Origin of the sequence: Octadecabacter algicola (genome assembly GCF_021532625.1) — a bacterium.
Lineage (GTDB): Bacteria > Pseudomonadota > Alphaproteobacteria > Rhodobacterales > Rhodobacteraceae > Octadecabacter > Octadecabacter algicola.
The window spans coordinates 531,357-549,320 of record NZ_JAKGAR010000003.1 but is presented as its reverse complement, the minus strand read 5'-3'; the positions used below and the strand labels follow the sequence as shown (position 1 = coordinate 549,320).

13 protein-coding genes are annotated in these 17,964 nt (G+C 53.2%); 6 read left to right on the top strand and 7 right to left on the bottom strand.

The window, feature by feature from the left end; genetic code table 11:
• Window positions 1–115 precede the first annotated feature (115 nt).
• From dnaK to radC, 3 genes are all read left to right on the top strand, one after another.
• Window positions 116–2,017 (top strand): molecular chaperone DnaK, encoded by a 1,902-nt coding sequence (dnaK, locus tag L0666_RS13880; protein WP_235261984.1) that lies wholly within the window; start codon window positions 116–118, stop codon window positions 2,015–2,017.
• Window positions 2,018–2,097: 80 nt separating this feature from the next.
• Entirely contained in the window at window positions 2,098–3,243 is a 1,146-nt protein-coding gene (gene dnaJ, locus L0666_RS13875) for a molecular chaperone DnaJ (RefSeq protein ID WP_235261983.1), read from the top strand.
• 63 nt (window positions 3,244–3,306) lie between these two features.
• Window positions 3,307–4,107, top strand: a complete 801-nt coding sequence (gene radC / locus L0666_RS13870; protein ID WP_235261982.1) for a RadC family protein — start codon at window positions 3,307–3,309, stop codon at window positions 4,105–4,107.
• Here radC and L0666_RS13865 read toward each other — a convergent pair.
• The 3 genes from L0666_RS13865 to secA form a co-directional block, all read right to left on the bottom strand.
• The gene (locus tag L0666_RS13865; protein WP_235261981.1) at window positions 4,104–5,648 is read right to left on the bottom strand and encodes a phosphate ABC transporter substrate-binding/OmpA family protein; all 1,545 of its coding nucleotides are present in this window, start codon (window positions 5,646–5,648) and stop codon (window positions 4,104–4,106) included. The two genes, radC and L0666_RS13865, sit on opposite strands and share 4 nt — an antisense overlap.
• Window positions 5,645–6,727 (bottom strand): hypothetical protein, encoded by a 1,083-nt coding sequence (locus L0666_RS13860; protein WP_235261980.1) that lies wholly within the window; start codon window positions 6,725–6,727, stop codon window positions 5,645–5,647. The genes L0666_RS13865 and L0666_RS13860 overlap by 4 nt, the downstream gene beginning before the upstream one ends.
• Window positions 6,728–6,851: 124 nt before the next feature.
• Entirely contained in the window at window positions 6,852–9,557 is a 2,706-nt protein-coding gene (secA, locus tag L0666_RS13855; RefSeq protein ID WP_235262219.1) for a preprotein translocase subunit SecA, read from the bottom strand.
• 186 nt (window positions 9,558–9,743) lie between these two features.
• On the opposite strand from secA, the gene L0666_RS13850 reads away from it, so the two are divergent.
• Genes L0666_RS13850 through L0666_RS13840 form a run of 3 tightly spaced genes read left to right on the top strand, consistent with a single transcriptional unit; the run spans window position 9,744 to window position 12,236 of the window.
• Window positions 9,744–10,598 (top strand): peptidylprolyl isomerase, encoded by an 855-nt coding sequence (locus L0666_RS13850; protein ID WP_418887990.1) that lies wholly within the window; start codon window positions 9,744–9,746, stop codon window positions 10,596–10,598.
• A gap of 2 nt (window positions 10,599–10,600) precedes the next feature.
• Window positions 10,601–11,815 (top strand): bifunctional glutamate N-acetyltransferase/amino-acid acetyltransferase ArgJ, encoded by a 1,215-nt coding sequence (argJ, locus tag L0666_RS13845; protein WP_235261978.1) that lies wholly within the window; start codon window positions 10,601–10,603, stop codon window positions 11,813–11,815.
• 22 nt (window positions 11,816–11,837) lie between these two features.
• A complete protein-coding gene (locus L0666_RS13840; RefSeq protein ID WP_235261977.1) occupies window positions 11,838–12,236 on the top strand; it encodes a (deoxy)nucleoside triphosphate pyrophosphohydrolase in 399 nt (132 codons plus the stop codon).
• 353 nt (window positions 12,237–12,589) lie between these two features.
• Here the strand turns inward: L0666_RS13840 and infB are convergent, their stop codons facing one another.
• Genes infB through rimP form a run of 4 tightly spaced genes read right to left on the bottom strand, consistent with a single transcriptional unit; the run spans window position 12,590 to window position 17,922 of the window.
• Complete coding sequence (gene infB, locus L0666_RS13835; protein WP_235261976.1) at window positions 12,590–15,067, bottom strand: translation initiation factor IF-2; 2,478 nt, start codon at window positions 15,065–15,067, stop codon at window positions 12,590–12,592.
• Window positions 15,064–15,696, bottom strand: a complete 633-nt coding sequence (locus tag L0666_RS13830; protein WP_235261975.1) for an RNA-binding protein — start codon at window positions 15,694–15,696, stop codon at window positions 15,064–15,066. The genes infB and L0666_RS13830 overlap by 4 nt, the downstream gene beginning before the upstream one ends.
• A 22-nt stretch (window positions 15,697–15,718) precedes the next feature.
• On the bottom strand, window positions 15,719–17,329 hold the full coding sequence (nusA, locus tag L0666_RS13825; protein ID WP_235261974.1) for a transcription termination factor NusA: 1,611 nt from the start codon (window positions 17,327–17,329) through the stop codon (window positions 15,719–15,721).
• Window positions 17,329–17,922 (bottom strand): ribosome maturation factor RimP, encoded by a 594-nt coding sequence (gene rimP / locus L0666_RS13820; RefSeq protein WP_235261973.1) that lies wholly within the window; start codon window positions 17,920–17,922, stop codon window positions 17,329–17,331. The genes nusA and rimP overlap by 1 nt, the downstream gene beginning before the upstream one ends.
• Between the last annotated feature and the right edge of the window lie 42 nt (window positions 17,923–17,964).

Sequence of the window (17,964 nt, the reverse complement as noted above, 5' to 3'; positions counted from 1 at the left end):
GCACACCTATATACCCTTCGATCCGAATGAGGCTTCTCATTCATACGTTAAACCATAGGCACGGGTGCCGGAACGGGTTCGTGCCGCCTCACATCGCCTGAAAGGGATTTGAAACATGGCAAAAGTAATTGGTATTGACCTCGGGACTACAAACTCCTGTGTCGCAATCATGGACGGCTCGCAGCCACGCGTTATCGAAAACGCAGAAGGCGCGCGCACGACTCCTTCTATCGTAGCATTCACCGACGACGAACGTCTCGTCGGCCAGCCGGCAAAACGTCAGGCTGTTACGAACCCAGAAAACACAATCTTCGGCATCAAACGCCTTGTTGGCCGTCGCAACGACGACAAGCATCTTGCAAAAGACAAAAAGAACCTGCCGTTTGCTGTCATCGACGGCGGCAACGGTGACGCATGGGTCGAAGCCAAGGGTGAGAAATACTCCCCAGCTCAGATCTCTGCTGTCATCCTGCAGAAAATGAAAGAAACCGCTGAGTCCTATCTTGGCGAAGAAGTAACACAGGCCGTTATCACGGTTCCTGCCTACTTCAACGACGCTCAGCGTCAGGCAACAAAAGATGCCGGTAAAATTGCTGGCCTCGAAGTTCTGCGTATCATCAACGAGCCGACAGCGGCTGCGTTGGCGTATGGCTTGGACAAACAAGAAACACACACCATTGCGGTCTATGACCTCGGCGGCGGTACATTCGATGTAACGATCCTCGAAATCGATGATGGTCTGTTCGAAGTTAAGTCTACCAACGGCGACACATTCCTCGGCGGTGAAGACTTTGACATGCGCATCGTTAATTACCTTGCGGACGAATTCAAAAAGGCCAACGGCGTTGACCTGACCAAAGACAAGATGGCGTTGCAGCGTCTGAAAGAAGCCGCTGAGAAAGCCAAGATTGAGCTTTCCTCTGCGTCCTCCACAGACATCAACCAGCCGTTTATCTCTATGGGATCCGACGGCGCGCCACTTCACATGGCAATGAAACTGACTCGTGCGAAGCTCGAAAGCCTCGTTGCAGATCTGATCAAAGCCTCCATGAAGCCATGCCAAGCCGCTTTGAAAGATGCCGGCCTGACAACAAACGACATCGACGAAGTCGTTCTTGTTGGTGGTATGACACGGATGCCACGCGTCATCGAAGAAGTGTCCAAGTTCTTTGGTAAGGAACCACATAAGGGTGTTAACCCTGATGAAGTTGTTGCCATGGGTGCTGCCATTCAGGCCGGCGTTCTGCAGGGGGACGTCAAGGACGTTGTTCTTCTCGACGTGACGCCACTGTCCTTGGGCATCGAAACACTCGGCGGCGTTTTCACACGTCTGATCGACCGCAACACAACGATCCCGACAAAGAAGTCGCAGATCTTTTCCACTGCGGAAGATAACCAGAACGCTGTAACGATCCGCGTGTTCCAAGGTGAACGCGAAATGGCTGCCGACAACAAGATTCTCGGTCAGTTCAACCTCGAAGACATCCCACCAGCGCCACGTGGCATGCCTCAGATTGAGGTAACGTTCGACATCGACGCCAACGGCATCGTGTCGGTTCAGGCGACTGATAAAGGCACTGGCAAAGAGCACAAGATCACCATCCAGGCATCTGGCGGATTGTCCGATGACGACATTGAACAAATGGTTCGTGACGCAGAGGAAAACGCAGAAGCCGATAAGGACCGTAAGGAACTTGTCGAGGCGAAAAACCAAGCGGAAAGCCTAATCCACTCGACAGAAAAGTCGATCGAAGAGCATTCCGACAAAGTTGACCCGACAACAGTCGAGGCGATCGAACTTGCGATTGCTGCGCTGAAGGATGATCTGGAAGGCGAAGACGCTGGCAAGATCAAGTCTGGCGTTCAGAATGTGACCGAAGCTGCGATGAAACTGGGCGAAGCCATCTACAAGGCCGCACAGGAAGAAGCAGGTGAAGTCGAGCCTGATGCGCCGGCAGCCGATGATGACATCGTCGATGCCGATTTCGAAGACCTCGACGACGACAAGCGCGGTTAATCTAGAACAGCACGTAGTAGATCGGCCCCTCCCTTTTGGGGTTGGGGCCGATCTTACATGCCCCAAAGGGAAACCTTGTCATGTCAAAACGCGATTATTACGAAACGCTTGGTATCGCCAAAGGCGCCAACGCTGACGAGATCAAAAAGGCCTATCGCGGCAAGGTGAAAGAACTTCACCCTGACCGGAATTCCGATAATCCAAACGCCGAAGCCCAGTTCAAAGAGGTGGGTGAAGCCTACGACGTCCTGAAGGACGCCGATAAGAAAGCCGCTTATGATCGGTATGGCCATGCTGCATTCGAAGGCGGCATGGGCGGTGGCGGACGGCCTGGCGGCATGGGCGGCCAAGGCGACTTCGGTTCTGCCTTCTCTGATATTTTTGACGACCTGTTTGGCAATATGGGAGGCCAACGTGGCGGCGGTGCACACACCCGCGCCCAACGTGGGAATGACCTCCGTTACAACCTCCGGGTAACTCTTGAAGAAGCCTACGCCGGACTACAAAAAACAATCACGGTTCCGGCGGCCTCTGCGTGTGGGTCTTGTAGTGGTACTGGCGCCGAAGGCGGATCAGAGCCACAGACTTGTCCGACATGTTCGGGCATGGGTAAGGTCCGTGCTCAGCAAGGTTTCTTTACGGTCGAACGCACCTGCCCGACCTGTAATGGCATGGGTCAAACCATCAAGAATCCATGCAAAGAATGCCACGGTGCTGGCCGTGTCGAGAAAGAAAAGTCACTCTCGGTTAACATCCCCGCTGGCGTAGAAACAGGCACACGCATTCGGCTCGCGGGCGAAGGCGAAGCCGGTATGCGTGGCGGTCCAACTGGTGATCTCTATATCTTCATTGAAGTGCGTGAACACGACCTGTTTGAGCGTGAGAACAATCACCTATTTTGCCGAGTGCCCGTGTCCATGACCACCGCAGCCCTAGGCGGCGATATCGAAGTACCGACAATCGATGGTGGTCGCAGCCGCGTTAAGATCCCCGCAGGGTCACAATCCGGTCGCCAGATGCGTCTGAAATCAAAAGGCATGCCTGCCCTTCGCGGCGGCGGCGCTGGTGATATGTTCATTGAGATGGCTGTAGAAACACCAGTAAACCTGACGTCCAAGCAAAAAGAACTGCTTCGCGAATTTGAAGACCTCGCCAGTGACAACAATCCGCAAACATCGACGTTCTTTAAGTCCGTTAAGTCATTTTGGGACTCGATGAAAAGCTAACACAGGCAAGGCAATCTCAGCGCAGTTAACGGATCCGTAACGGAATCGCTTCAGTCTGAGGGTATGAAACATGCACCCTCAGTTTTTGCCGAATCTCCAATGCTTCCGCTAGCTGACGTGACTCCCGTCACGCTCGATCGCGACGAGGTTGAGATCGTAACCGCTAAGCCAACATCCAGTAAAGGAAAGATACCGTCCTACTTGGCTGACCACAGAAAGAGGCTACGGCATCGTTTTTTGACCGGCGGGGCCGCTGCTATGCCGGACTACGAAATCCTTGAACTGACGTTGTTCCGCGTTATTCCCCGCCAGGATGTCAAACCTCTCGCTCGGCAATTGATAGAAACATTTGGCGATCTGAACGGCGTTCTGGCTGCCCCCCTTGCACGACTTCAACGCGTAGAGGGTGTCGGTCCCGCCGTCGCGCTGGAACTAAAAGTCATGGAAACGGTCACCCACCGTATGGCGCGCGCCAAGGTCATGCAACGTCATGTCATCAGCTCATGGGACGCCGTTCTCGACTATTGCCACACTGTTATGGCCCACCGCGATACTGAACAATTCCGCGTGCTGTTCTTGGACCGCAAAAACGTCCTGATTGTCGACGAAGAACAATCTTCCGGCACCGTGGATCATGTACCCGTCTACCCTCGAGAGGTTGTGAAACGCGCATTAGAGGTAAATGCTTCGTCCCTTATTCTTGTTCATAACCACCCGTCTGGCGACCCGACGCCGTCCAACGAAGACATCGCAATGACCAACCAAATTTCTGATGCTGCAATGGCGTTGGGAATTACTTTGCACGATCACCTTATCATCGGCAGGTCCCGTGAACTGAGCTTCAAGGCCCAAGGACTAATTTAGTCCGCGTCTTTAACCCATAATTCAACGCGACGATTGGTTTGTTGACCCCAGATCGTATCATCGCAAGCCATCGGCAGTGCCTCGCCGAAGGCTTCTGTGCCAATAACTACATTGCGTGGCAACTGCCCGCCCAGGGCGCGCTCTACGTCCCGACGAACCGCCTCGGCCCTTGCTGACGAAAGATCTCTATTCGCATCCGCAGGACCACGCCCGTCACTAAACCCGACGAACAACAATTCGCGCCCTCCGAAACGGCCATCGTGAATCGCTTGTGCCAACTGCATCACGTTGGAACGTGATTGCCCGTCCAATCGGGTCGACCCTGGTTCAAAACGAAACGTGCTCGACATCCGAACCCTCGGCTCAAGGAGCCGTACCATCCTTTGTAATTCCGTCAAAGGGACTTCGGGGCCAGCATTGGTAATTGCATTCGCCAACCTATCGCCTTGATTCGCCAGCGGAATGGCAACGGCGGCAAGGTCCACGAAACCGGCCCTTCGAATTACGAGCTGCGCCGAAGGAGATCGTAACCAGTCCAAAAAGTGATTGATCTGAGGATGTTGCGTTCGCTGTGGAAGATAAAGAAACATCGGAAACGTAAGTGGGTAATCCTCCGTCTTCATCGTCAAGAACCGGGCATCTGAAACCAACCCGCAGGGCCCTGAAAGTGAAAGTGGTTGGGTGTTTCCTGTCTCACCAAAGGGCAGTAGTGAAATCCCGTTAGTACCTTTCTCGATCTCTGACGTCAGTTCATTTCGATCCGAATGGCCCACGTCGGGTTCTGCCATTTCTAAGCCAAATGGTCCCATAAAGCGGTCCTCAAAGCCCTGCAGCTGCCCGTCCATCTGCGACAATAGGTGGACGTCAAGCTCTGAAGACACGCCCGCCAAGGTCGCCGTCAAATCCGCCAATGAAATGAACCGAAGATCAGAGGTCGGGGATACGACTGGAACAAGAGCGTCCAGTGCAAGAATTCTGGCCTGACGTGCAAGCGTGACGCGTCCCAATCCCGCGTCATATGCGGCTTCTACCTCGGTGGATCGTAGCTCCCTCATGGACAAGAGAGCATCTGTGTCATGGGAAATGAATGTATCAAACGCTTCATCCGGCGAGGCAACAAAGAGAGATACCTCAAATACATCGTTGCTCGCGGAATCCGTCATCTTGAAACCGTTCACATCCTCATGAACGGTCCAACCTTGATCTCTCGCGTAAACGTCAATCAAAGCAGGCAACAACACATCTGCCATTTGGCTCGCGCCGGTCATCTTTAGGGATGGTACGTATTCTGCAAGGTCGGGGCAGGCTTCCCCGACACAGATCAAACCTTCAGTCCGGAAGCTAACGAGAGAATCGTCAATGACCATCGTTGCCGAAGCGCCGTCAAAGCTTAAAAAGCGGCCGGAAACCTCAACGTCATCAGTCTCACTTTTAAATGTGACATCTTGCGCCCAAGCTGTGCCGGAGCAAACGAAATATGCGGCGAAAACCGCCGCATACCTCAAAGTCACTTCTGTTTTACCAAACTTATACCACGTCATCTCATGGCGATTGTCAGGTCCTCAAACATGTTTTGCAAGATCAGAAAATCACCGACCGCATCGCATTCTGGCATAACCATGCGTAAATCCAACGCTGACGGCTGACCTGTCGGAGAAATTTGGATGCTCTGTGCACTCAGTTCTTGACCACAGTTTGCACCGGTAATCTCAGCCTCTGCGACGAGCACTACATCAGATTCACCATTCATCATACCCGTCGGGAAGGTGTAGACTTCTGCGATCAGGGCGTTCTCGATGGCGTTATTACCAAGACGTTGCAAGTAACCCCCTTCGGCATTGCTTACACGTGATAGATCACCAGGATTACCAACGTGAATATGGCCCGTGTCACCAAAATCCGCTCCGCCTTCGTAGGCACTTAGCATGACAGAGGTATCGCCCTGCCATTGAAGTACAGCTCGGTCATAAGACGCAAAATCAGGAATGACCGTGGTTGCTACGGACCCTTCGCCATCACCGAATGCTGCAATAACGACCGCAACTTCGGCCAACGCAGGCACGGAAAGATCTGCTACGCCATCGACATCAGTGACAGCTGTAAACATCATTCCTTGGTGGTGAATAGTAAATGCTGTCTCAGTGTAGCAAGGCGCGATCACCGACACTGCGACTGAGGCCGCGAAAGATGCCGTTGCAGTCATCTCAGGTGCACAGCTCATTTCGATTTCTGAAATCTTGTCAGTTTCAATTTCAATGGCATCGTTTGCATCGAGGGTAGCGAGTTGTACGGGCGAATCTTGCCGCGCAGGTACTTTTGCTGCCTCCGGAAGAATAACAGCGGCACGAGCTGCATCACTTGGTTCTTCAATGCTCGGCGTTTGAATTGCCAATACGCCGGCTTGTGTTGTTTCGATTGGCGCTTCGTCGGGAGTTACCGCGGTCACGTCTGCGGCAAGCTCTTCTGAGGGTGCGCCTGAGTCGGCAAACGGAGCAACCTGGTGTTCGGTCTCCGCACCAAAACGGCTCGCTAACGCGTCACCATTCTGCATAACAAAGCCTATACCCAAAGCTACACTGAACGTGCCAGCCGCCATGCCGATTTGTTTGATATTCGCCATTTCATCACTCCTTCCCCAGATAGGGTCAGAGCAGAAATTGCTTTACCGAAATGTCCTTAGAAGGGCGGGTGCAAGGAAACTTTCCGCCTGCAATGAGGCGAAAAGACGTCTTTTGGAAAAACTTTTAAGTTGGCCGGCCGTGGCAATGCTTGAATTTCTTACCCGAACCACATGGGCAATCATCATTTCGGCCAGGATTGCCCCACGTGGATTTATCAGCCTCATCAAAGCCCGGTTTTGCAGCTGCGTTAGACGCAGTTCCAGCCACAGCAGCAGCCGGGGCGGAGGCGCCTTGTTGTTGACGCTGATTCTCCATCGCTTGTGCGACCATCGCTTTTTGTTCTTCTTCGGTCATCGGACGAATTTGACCCAACTTCTGGGTTACATCCGAACGAAGCCCATCCAAGAGACTTTCGAACAACTGGAACGATTCTGTTTTGTATTCATTGAGAGGATCACGCTGGGCATACCCGCGGAAACCAACAACTGAACGAAGGTGTTCAAGCGTCAACAAATGCTCACGCCACTTTGCGTCAATCGTTTGCAACAAGATCTGTTTTTCAATGTTGCGAATAACCTCTGGGCCAAACGCCGCTGCCTTTTCGGCCATATGCGCATCTGCTGCTTTTTCGAGGCGTTCACGGATTTCATCATCATCCACACCTTCTTCTTGCGCCCACTCGATGACCGGCACATCAATCCCTAGATGTGCAATAACTTGCGCATAGAGCCCCTCAGTGTCCCATTGGTCCGCATAGCTTTTGGCTGGAATATGTGCGTCTACAAGATCATCGATGACTTGGCTGCGCATATCCGCTGCAATTTCAGACAGGTCTTCGGCTTCCATGATTTCGCGGCGCTGGCTAAAGATCACCTTACGCTGATCGTTCATAACGTCATCGAACTTCAGAAGCTGTTTACGAATGTCAAAGTTGCGCCCCTCGACCTTGGCTTGTGCGCGCTCAAGTGACTTGTTCACCCATGGGTGCACGATCGCTTCGCCTTCTTTCATGCCAAGCGAAGACAGCACTTTGTCCAACCGTTCGGATCCGAAAATGCGCATCAGATCGTCTTCTAATGACAAGAAGAAGGACGACCGGCCAGGGTCTCCCTGACGGCCAGAACGTCCACGCAGCTGGTTATCAATACGTCGGGATTCGTGACGTTCAGTTGCTAGAACATAGAGACCACCAGCATCTTTGACCGCTTGCTCGTCTGCTTTGTGGGCTTCTTCGATCTGCGCCCGAAGCGCTTCGTGATCGCCTTCTGGATCGGCGGCAATCGCTTCCATAATCTTAAACTCAACGTTGCCGCCAAGTTTAATGTCCGTCCCGCGGCCAGCCATGTTAGTGGCGATTGTAACAGCGCCAAGTTTACCCGCATCGGCAACAATCTGGGCTTCTTGTTCGTGCTGGCGCGCGTTCAGTACGTTGTGTTGAATCCCTGCCGCTGCCAAAAGCTGGCTCAGGACTTCTGACTTTTCGATAGAAGTTGTCCCGACCAATGTCGGTTGACCCTTTTCGTTCGCTTCTTTGATTGCAGTGACAACGCCATCAAATTTCTCTTTAGCCGTGCGATACACTTGGTCGTGTTCATCGACGCGGGCAATGGGGCGGTTTGTTGGAACTTCCACAACGCCCAACCCGTAAATCTCCATGAATTCGTCGGCCTCGGTCAGCGCCGTGCCGGTCATGCCGCCCAGCTTGTCATACAGACGGAAGTAGTTCTGAAACGTCACAGACGCGAGCGTGACGTTCTCAGGCATGATCTTGCAGCCCTCTTTCGCCTCAATCGCTTGGTGTAGGCCGTCTGACAAACGACGGCCGGACATCATGCGGCCAGTGAATTCGTCAATCAGGACAACTTCACCGTCACGCACAATGTAGTCTTTGTCTTTTACGAACAGCTTATGCGCTCGCAGACCTTGGTTTACGTGGTGAACGATTGTGGTGCTTTCGGGATCATACAAAGACTGGTCTTCTGGCAAAATACCTGCAGTCACCAAACGCACCTCGAGGAATTCGTTCCCCTCATCGGTGTAATTCACGTTACGGGTCTTTTCATCTAACGTGAAATGTTCGTCCTGTATTTCAGGAATCAACCTATCAACCGCGAGGTACATATCTGTCCGGTCTTGTGCGGGTCCAGAAATGATGAGAGGCGTACGCGCCTCATCCACGAGGATCGAATCTACCTCATCCACGATCGCATAGTTATGGTCACGTTGGTTCATCTGGGACAGTTCGGATTTCATATTATCGCGCAAATAATCGAAACCGAGCTCATTGTTAGTCGCATAGGTCACGTCGCAACGGTAAGCCGCGTGTTTCTCTTCTTCAGGCTGCTGAGGGTAAACAACACCAGTCGTCAGGCCCAATGCGGTATAGACCTGTGCCATCCATTCCGCGTCGCGTTTGGCGAGGTAATCATTTACCGTTACAACATGGACGCCTTTGCCGGTTAGCGCGTTCAAATAAGCTGGGAAGGTGGCCACAAGGGTTTTGCCTTCGCCTGTCTTCATTTCAGAGATGTTGCCCTGATGCAGGAAAATGCCGCCCATGAGCTGAGTATCGAATGCCCTCAGCCCCAGCGCACGTTTAGCTGCCTCACGACAGTTGGCGAATGCTTCCGGCAGGAGGGCATCTAAAGATTCACCATCTTTAGCGCGTTTCGCCATTTCTTCGGTCTTTGCTTTAATACCGTCATCGCTGAGCGCTTCGAATTCCGGCTCGAGTGCGTTGATCTTTTCAATCAAGGGGCGCGTGGCCTTTACCTTGCGATCATTCGGCGTGCCGAATACCTTCTTCGAAAGTGTTCCAAGACCGAGCATATTCTCTCCGCGCGCCAATTTTGGCGTCTCTGACATCAATGTGTGAGGAGGTTGGTTGTGCCTGTCGCGCACGACCCCTAGAAACAGGGCCAAGACCGGCCTCCAAAGGACCTTATGGGGATGTAAGGGGCCGTCATTAAGGTGTCAACGCCGCGACGCAACGCGGCTCATCAAGGAACTGTTAACATGCTATTTCGCACCAATTTGCTTGCTTCCGCAGCTATTTTCGCCATCTCATCCAGTGTCGCGCTTGCAGACTCCCACTCAGAAATGACCGCTGAGACGGTTATTGCCTCTGTTGACGGGTCTGACATCACGCTTGGTCAACTGATCATGTTGCGCGCTCAGCTGCCGGAACAATACCAACAACTGCCCGACGAAGTGATCTTTGATGGCTTAGTTGAGCAATTGGTAAATCAGCAACTTCTAGCAGATACCCTCGAAGTGGAGCCAAAACGCGTAGCGATCGCTCTGTCCAACGAAACGCGTTCACTGCGCGCTGGTGAGGTGGTCAATGCACTGTCCGAAATGCCGATTACCGATGCAGATCTTCAAGCAGCATATGATGCTCGGTTTGAAGGCGTCGAGCCGGAGCAAGAATTCAACGCTTCCCACATTCTGGTAGAAACCGAAGAGGAAGCGACCGAAATCAAAGCTATGATCGACGATGGAACCGACTTTGCTGAAACCGCTATGGAACGTTCAACCGGTCCGTCCGGCCCGTCTGGCGGCGAATTGGGTTGGTTCGGCGCTGGGATGATGGTTCCTGAATTCGAAGCTGCTGTTGTCGGCTTGGAAGTCGGCGAAGTGTCCGCTCCTGTGCAAACGCAATTCGGCTGGCATGTCGTAACTCTCAACGAGACACGGACCCAACCTTTGCCGGCACTCGATGATCTGCGCGGTGAACTGACAACACAGATCCAGCAGGAAGCATTGAACGCTCGACTTACCGAATTGACCGAAGCAGCGGACATCACGCTGCCGGAAGAAGGTCAGTTTGATGCGTCGATGATCCAGAACATAGACCTTCTTGAGGACTAATCATGACAGTTTCACCCCTAGCCCCAGACTGCTTTCCTGACTTACCCATCGTTGATGGCGTTCGGTTTGCCTCTGCCTCGGCGGGGGTGAAATACCAAGACCGCAACGACGTTATGTTGGCGGTCTTGCAGCCAGGAACTTCGGTGGCGGGTGTGTTTACGCGCTCCGCTACCCGTTCGGCTCCCGTTCTAGATTGTCAGGCTAAACTTGGCAGAGATCAATCGAACGGCGCGGGCATTCTTGTCAATTCTGGTAACGCGAATGCTTTTACTGGATCAGCAGGCGAAGGGTCCGTCACGCAAATCTGTGGTGCACTTGCTGAGGCACTCGACCTGCCAAAAGAGCGTATCTTTACGGCTTCTACGGGGGTCATTGGCGAGAGACTACCCCACGACAACATCATCGGCACGATGGCGAACTTGTCTTCGACACTTTCTCCCGAAGGCATAGAACAAGCGGCCAACGCCATCATGACCACTGACACATTCCCCAAAGGGGCATCTGCAACGGTCAACATCAATGGCAAACCGGTGACCATTTCTGGCATTGCCAAGGGGTCAGGAATGATCGCGCCCGATATGGCGACGATGCTGGTCTATATTTTTACAGATGCCAAAATCGAGCAACCAGCGCTTCAGGCGTTGCTTGGTGCGCTGACAGATCAAACGTTCAATTGCATTACGGTCGACAGCGACACGTCAACATCCGACAGCCTCATGATTGCTGCGACGGGTGCATCAGGTGTTGATGTCACAGAAAGCGCGGGTTTTACCCAAGCGCTCCATAGCGTGATGCTGGACCTCGCACATCAAGTTGTTCGCGACGGCGAAGGTGCAACCAAATTTGTCGAAGTGCGTGTTACCGGTGCGGCATCGAATGAAGATGCCCACAAAGTTGGCCTCGCGATTGCTAATTCGCCGCTCGTTAAGACAGCGATTGCGGGCGAAGATCCGAATTGGGGGCGCATTGTCATGGCTGTAGGCAAGTCTGGTGCCCAAGCCGATCGAGACCGGCTCACAATTCGCTTCGGGGATATCACGGTTGCTGAAAATGGCTGGGTATCGCCCGATTACACCGAAGACGCTGGCGCTGCCTATATGAAGAACCAGTCACTGGTGATCGGAGTTGATCTTGGCCTTGCCGGTGGGATCGGAACGATCTGGACCTGTGATCTAACTCATGGATATATTTCGATAAACGCGGACTATCGTTCCTGAATCGCCAAAGAAAGAACTGCTGATGAAAACTGTGCTCGTGTCAGCCGTCGCGCTTATTGATGTGGATGGTCGGGTCTTGCTTGCCCAGCGGCCCGAGGGAAAATCCATGGCTGGCCTATGGGAATTTCCAGGTGGGAAGGTTGAGTCTGGTGAAACACCAGAAGTCGCCTTGATACGTGAGCTACAGGAAGAGCTCGGTATTGATACTTGGCAATCCTGCCTCGCCCCTCTTACGTTTGCCAGCCACCAGTATGAAGGTTTTCACCTACTCATGCCGCTCTTCGCTTGTCGCAAATGGGAAGGCACGCCAACCCCACAGGAAGGGCAGACGCTAAAGTGGGTTCATGCAAATCAATTGCGGGATTTCCCAATGCCCGCCGCAGACGTGCCACTCATTCCCATCTTACGGGACTGGCTTTAGTCCACATTTCTGAAAAAGCCGGCAATTTTTTTCAAGAATGGCAACAATGCGGCAGTTTTATGCCCAATGTGCACAATTACTAGGTGACATAAAAACCTCTGTCGGTCTATTCTAGGAAAAAGTGGGGTAAAAGGGGAATGGCCATGCTTCAAACTATTACAGTTGGTACTCACGTACAGGTTCAGGGAATGTTCGTACGTACTTTAGAGAACGGCAGAGTCATCGTGTCTACTGGTGACCAAGAATTCCAAGGTAAACCCGTTTCAAGAACAAACTAGTTCGGTATCAGCTCCGAACGTAAAAAGGGGACGCCACTGTGGCGTCCCCTTTTTTCATTCTTAGTTGGCTGGCGCTTAAAGAGTGCGCTCAACCTCTTCGCGCTCAAAGATCTCGATCACGTCATCTGGACGGATGTCCTCGTAGTTCTCAAACGCCATGCCGCATTCCTGACCGGACTGTACTTCTGGCACTTCATCCTTGAAACGCTTCAGTGTCTTAAGCGTACCTTCGTGGATCACAACGTCATCACGCAGCAGGCGAACCCCTGCAGACCGACGCGCAACACCCTCGGTCACGAGACAACCAGCAATTTTACCAACGTTGGATACCTTGAAGACCTCTTTGATCTTTGCATAACCGATAAAGTTCTCGCGAACTTCAGCAGACAACAAGCCAGATGCCGCTGCTTTCACATCGTCCACAAGATCGTAGATGATTGAATAGTAGCGGATCTCAACGCCTTTTTGGTTGGCTGAGTTACGAGCCGATGCGTTTGCACGGACGTTAAAGCCAATCACAGGCGCGCCGGATGCTTCGGCCAAACCGATGTCAGACTCCGTAATCGCGCCGACACCATAGTGCAGAACTCGAACACGAACTTCTTCGTTGCCGATTTTCTCCATCGCCTGAACGATCGCTTCGGCAGAACCCTGCACGTCAGCTTTCACCAAAATTGGCAGTTCGGAAACGTTTTCATCAGCCTTGGCGTTAGCCATCAACTGGTCCAACGTAACCGCAGCGCCAGCGGCTGCGCGTTTTTCCTTTGCAGCGTTCGCACGATACTCGGCGATCTCACGCGCTTGCGCTTCAGTCTCGGTCACGTTCAAAACATCGCCTGCTTCAGGTGTACCGTTCAAGCCGAGGACCTCAACAGGAACCGAAGGACCCGCTTCATCTACACGGTCGCCCTTGTCGTCGATCAACGCGCGGACTTTACCCCACTGCTCACCTACAACGAAGATATCGCCACGACGCAACGTACCGGTTTCCACCAGAACAGTCGCAACAGGACCACGGCCTACGTCAAGCTGAGCTTCGATCACGGCACCTTGGGCGGCACGATCTGGATTCGCTTTCAGTTCCAGAAGTTCTGCCTGCAAAGCAATCGCTTCGAGCAGCTCATCGAGGCCTTGGCCAGTGATTGCGGAAACTTCAACGTCCTGCACTTCGCCGGACATCTTTTCTACGATGACCTCGTGCTGCAACAAATCTGTGCGAACCTTGTCAGGGTTGGCTGCAGGGCGGTCAATCTTGTTGATCGCAACGATCATCGGAACGTTCGCCGCTTTGGCATGATTAATTGCTTCGATTGTCTGTGGCATCACAGCGTCATCCGCCGCGACAACCAGAACAACAATATCCGTAACCTGAGCACCACGGGCACGCATGGACGTAAACGCCGCGTGGCCTGGAGTATCAAGGAACGACAAAACCGCACCGGTATCGGTCGTAACCTGATAGGCACCAATGTGCTGCGTGATCCCACCGGCTTCGCCAGCGACAACCTTCGCGTTCCGGATCGCATCCAGCAAGGATGTTTTACCGTGGTCAACGTGACCCATGATCGTGATGACCGGTGGGCGCGGTTTCAAGTCTTTCGGATCGTCTTCGATGATGTTGATTACGTCCTCAACGTCAGCGTCAGAAACACGCACAACTTTGTGGCCGAATTCTTCGACGATCAGTTCCGCTGTATCCGCATCGATGGATTGATTTTGCGTCGCCATGATGCCGTTGGTCATCAAAGCTTTTACAACGTCTGACACTTTTTCAGACATCCGGTTGGCAAGTTCGGACACCACAATTGCTTCTGGCAATTGCACGTCACGGATAACCTTTTCGCGCTCAACGCTCTGGCCCATTGCCTTTTGACGGGCACGGTCCTGCTTACGCTTCATTTGTGCCATGGAGCGATGACGGCCACCTTCGCCACCACGTAGCGCTTGGTTCAACGTCAGCTTGCCACCCTTGCGGGCATCGGCTTGGTTCTTGTTCTTCCGCGTATCGCGGTCGTCTTCTTTCTTGCGCGGAGTAGCCGCGGGAGCACCACCACTCGGAGGTGCTCGACGCTGTGCTGGCGCCAATTCGGGATCGACCGCTGCAGGTGCCGCTGCCGCTTGGGCTGCAGCTTCTGCTTCGCGCTTCTTGCGTTCTTCTTCGTCTTGCTTGGCTTTGACGGCTTCTTCACGCTCTTTTTCTGCGCGTTCCTTCGCCTCAATCTCCGCACGACGACGCTCACGCTCTTCTGCGCGCGCTTTTTCATCGGCTTCGCGTCTTGCGGCATCTTCTGCCTCGCGAGCCTTCGCTGCCTGAAGCGCCTTCATCCGGCGGTCCATTTCGACATCGGAAATGCCAGCTGGACGCTTGGATGGGTCGCCACCAACGGGCGTTGATCCGCCGCCAGCAGGTTTGGATGCCCCCGGTTTGGGGACAACAACGCGCTTGCGTTTCGTCTCAACTACGACGCTCTTGGTGCGCCCGTGGCTAAAGCTTTGTTTCACGCTGCCGGGTCGTGCAATACCAAGTGGTTTTTTGCCGTCTGAATCGCTCATGTAGCTTCTATTCCTTCCGAGGCGATGCCTTCATCGCCGCCTATCTCGCGCAAGCCTTTCAGCTTTGTCGCTTCCTCTACAACACGGTCGCTGAGTCTACCAGAGGCGAGCGCCCCGTGTATCGCAGTCCCGCGCCCGAATGCCAAACCCAATTCTTGGGCCGTAAGGCATCCAAAATAACGCGCCCCTTCGGGCGTCCATAGTTTCGTCTTGCCGCGTTCTGATCCGTCAGAGGCTTGCAATAGAGCGCGGACGTTCTCACCGCCGCTTACCCAGCCTTTGACTTTTTCAAAACCGGTCACCGCCAGCCCCGCCTTGCGGGCCAAACCGATCAAATCGACAACGCGGCGCACCATTTGGCGTTCCACCTCATCAACCAAACCTTCCGGCACAGTAACAGGCGCTTTGGCAGACTTTGAAAACTGACCTTTCTTGGCCTGCTCCAAAACCGCCCGATCCGCCGTTACCCACATGCCTCGTCCTGGAAGCTTTTCCAGAATGTCGGGGACCACTGTATTATCTGGGCCCACAACGAAACGGATCAACCCCGCCTTAGGCGAAACCTCACCGGTGACGATGCACCGACGTTCTGAGACATCTCGGTCTTTGGTTCGCCCGCCGCGACCCATCAGGTTACCCGGAGGCCTGAGATCAGGCCTCCTGTTCCTCTTCGACTTCAGTGTCTTCTTCGTTCGATACGAGGTCATCAGGATCAACCCAACCCAGCATCACACGCGCAGTCATGATCATGGTTTGCGCGTCTTCAAGGCTCACTTCAAATGGCTCAAGAGAACCATCATCCTTAGAACGCTCACCATCAACGACTGTCCAGCCGCCTGCGAGTTCCCAGTCAGCACATGTCGCGAAATCCTCAAGTGTTTTGACACCATCATTGGCCAGTGCTTCAACCATTTGAGGTGTCAGGCCTTCAAATGCGATCAAGCTGTCTTCGACACCCAATGCACGGGCATTTTCCAATGCTTTCGCATTCTGCGCTTCGAGAACATCACGTGCACGCGCTTGGAGCTCACCAGCGGTTGCTTCGTCGACACCGTCAATAACCAACAGTTCATCGACTTCCACGTAAGCAACCTCTTCCAGAGTTGTGAACCCTTCGGAAACCAAAAGCTGTGCAAAGAATTCATCGAGATCAAGGTTGTCCATGAACAGCTTGGTACGTACTTCGAATTCTGCCTGACGACGCTTGGATTCTTCCTCTTCAGTAAGAATATCGATGTCCAAACCAGTCAACTGGGACGCCAAACGGACGTTCTGGCCACGACGACCAATTGCCAAGGACAGCTGCTCTTCCGGCACAACAACTTCGATGCGCTCTGCATCTTCGTCGAATACTACTTTGGAAACTTCAGCAGGCTGCAACGCGTTCACAAGGAACGTTGGCATATCTTCATTCCAAGGAATAATATCGATCTTCTCGCCCTGAAGTTCATTCACAACAGCCTGAACACGGGAGCCACGCATACCGACACAGGCGCCAACAGGGTCAATGGAACCGTCGTGAGAAATTACAGCGATCTTTGCTCGTGAACCCGGATCGCGGGCGACCGCTTTGATCTGAATAATACCTTCATAGATTTCCGGCACTTCCATTTTGAACAGTTCCGCCATGAACTGAGGATCTGTACGGCTCAGGAAAATCTGTGGGCCGCGCTGTTCGCGACGGACTTCTTTGATGTAGCAGCGAATACGATCGTTCGGGCGGTAGCTTTCGCGGCCGATTTTCTCGTTGCGACGCAAGATGGCTTCGCCAGTGCCAACGTCAACAATGACATTGCCGTACTCTTCGCGCTTCACTTGCGCGTTGATGATAGTTCCAGCGCGATCTTTGAAGTCTTCGTATTGCTTGTCACGCTCTGCTTCGCGGACTTTCTGCAAGATCACCTGTTTGGCAGATTGCGCGGCAATACGGCCCATTTCAACAGGTGGCACTTCTTCGATGAACTGCTGACCAATTTCTGGATTGTCCATGTAGTCGGATGCTTGATCGACGGTGAACTCAGCCTGATAGTTTTCAAGCTCTTCCTCAGCGACAACTGTACGGACCCGTGTGAAAGTCGCCTTACCGTTGCTGCGGTCGATGGAAACGCGAATGTCCATTTCAGAACCGTAGCGGGATTTCGCAGCACGAGCCAAAGACTCTTCCATCGCTTCGATAACCAACCCCGGGTCGATCATCTTTTCACGGGCCACAGCCTCGGCGGTTTGCAAAAGTTCCAGCTGGTTGGCAGATGTAATCGCCATCAGTTTTTCTCCTCGTCAGAGCCGTCCAACACGGTCTCAACTACGTCAAATTGTGTCTCATCTATTTGGCCCGCATCCTTGCGGCCCTTAAGAACGTCACGGATTAGCTCGTCCGTCAGGACAAGTTTGGCATCCGTGAGCCATTCAAACTTCAAACCGATCGTGATCGGTGCGCCATTCTCTTCAATCTCGATCAGAACTTCATCGCCTTCAGTACCGCGCAGCATTCCTTTGAAACGGCGGCGGCCATCAATCAACTCTTCGGTTTCGATCTTGGCTTCATTGCCTTCCCATTGATCGAAATCCTTCATCCGCGTGAGCGGGCGATCAATTCCAGGGGAAGAGACTTCGAGTGTATAGACGTCTGTGATCGGGTCCTCGACATCAAGTAATGCAGAAACCGCTGCGCTGATCTCACCGCAATCATCGACCTCAATTGAGCCATCGGGCTTTTGTGCCATGATCTGCAGGATGGATTCCTTGCCTGTCATCAGACGAACGCGCACGACTTCATACCCCATGTCTTCAACAGTCGGGGTGATGATTTCTGTAATGCGGCGGTCCATTGCCGCGCGGGCGATCAGGTCAGACATTTGGGTCCTTAGCAGTAGGCATAAAAAAACGGGCGCGCGGCC

Coding starts and splice junctions, on each gene's coding strand:
- nusA (WP_235261974.1), bottom strand. CDS start 17,329: ATGGCGATTACATCTGCCAACCAGCTGGAACTTTTGCAAACCGCCGAG.
- radC (WP_235261982.1), top strand. CDS start 3,307: ATGAAACATGCACCCTCAGTTTTTGCCGAATCTCCAATGCTTCCGCTA.
- L0666_RS13840 (WP_235261977.1), top strand. CDS start 11,838: ATGAAAACTGTGCTCGTGTCAGCCGTCGCGCTTATTGATGTGGATGGT.
- L0666_RS13830 (WP_235261975.1), bottom strand. CDS start 15,696: ATGGGTCGCGGCGGGCGAACCAAAGACCGAGATGTCTCAGAACGTCGG.
- rimP (WP_235261973.1), bottom strand. CDS start 17,922: ATGTCTGACCTGATCGCCCGCGCGGCAATGGACCGCCGCATTACAGAA.
- L0666_RS13865 (WP_235261981.1), bottom strand. CDS start 5,648: ATGACGTGGTATAAGTTTGGTAAAACAGAAGTGACTTTGAGGTATGCG.
- secA (WP_235262219.1), bottom strand. CDS start 9,557: ATGCTCGGTCTTGGAACACTTTCGAAGAAGGTATTCGGCACGCCGAAT.
- argJ (WP_235261978.1), top strand. CDS start 10,601: ATGACAGTTTCACCCCTAGCCCCAGACTGCTTTCCTGACTTACCCATC.
- L0666_RS13860 (WP_235261980.1), bottom strand. CDS start 6,727: ATGGCGAATATCAAACAAATCGGCATGGCGGCTGGCACGTTCAGTGTA.
- infB (WP_235261976.1), bottom strand. CDS start 15,067: ATGAGCGATTCAGACGGCAAAAAACCACTTGGTATTGCACGACCCGGC.
- L0666_RS13850 (WP_418887990.1), top strand. CDS start 9,744: ATGCTATTTCGCACCAATTTGCTTGCTTCCGCAGCTATTTTCGCCATC.
- dnaJ (WP_235261983.1), top strand. CDS start 2,098: ATGTCAAAACGCGATTATTACGAAACGCTTGGTATCGCCAAAGGCGCC.
- dnaK (WP_235261984.1), top strand. CDS start 116: ATGGCAAAAGTAATTGGTATTGACCTCGGGACTACAAACTCCTGTGTC.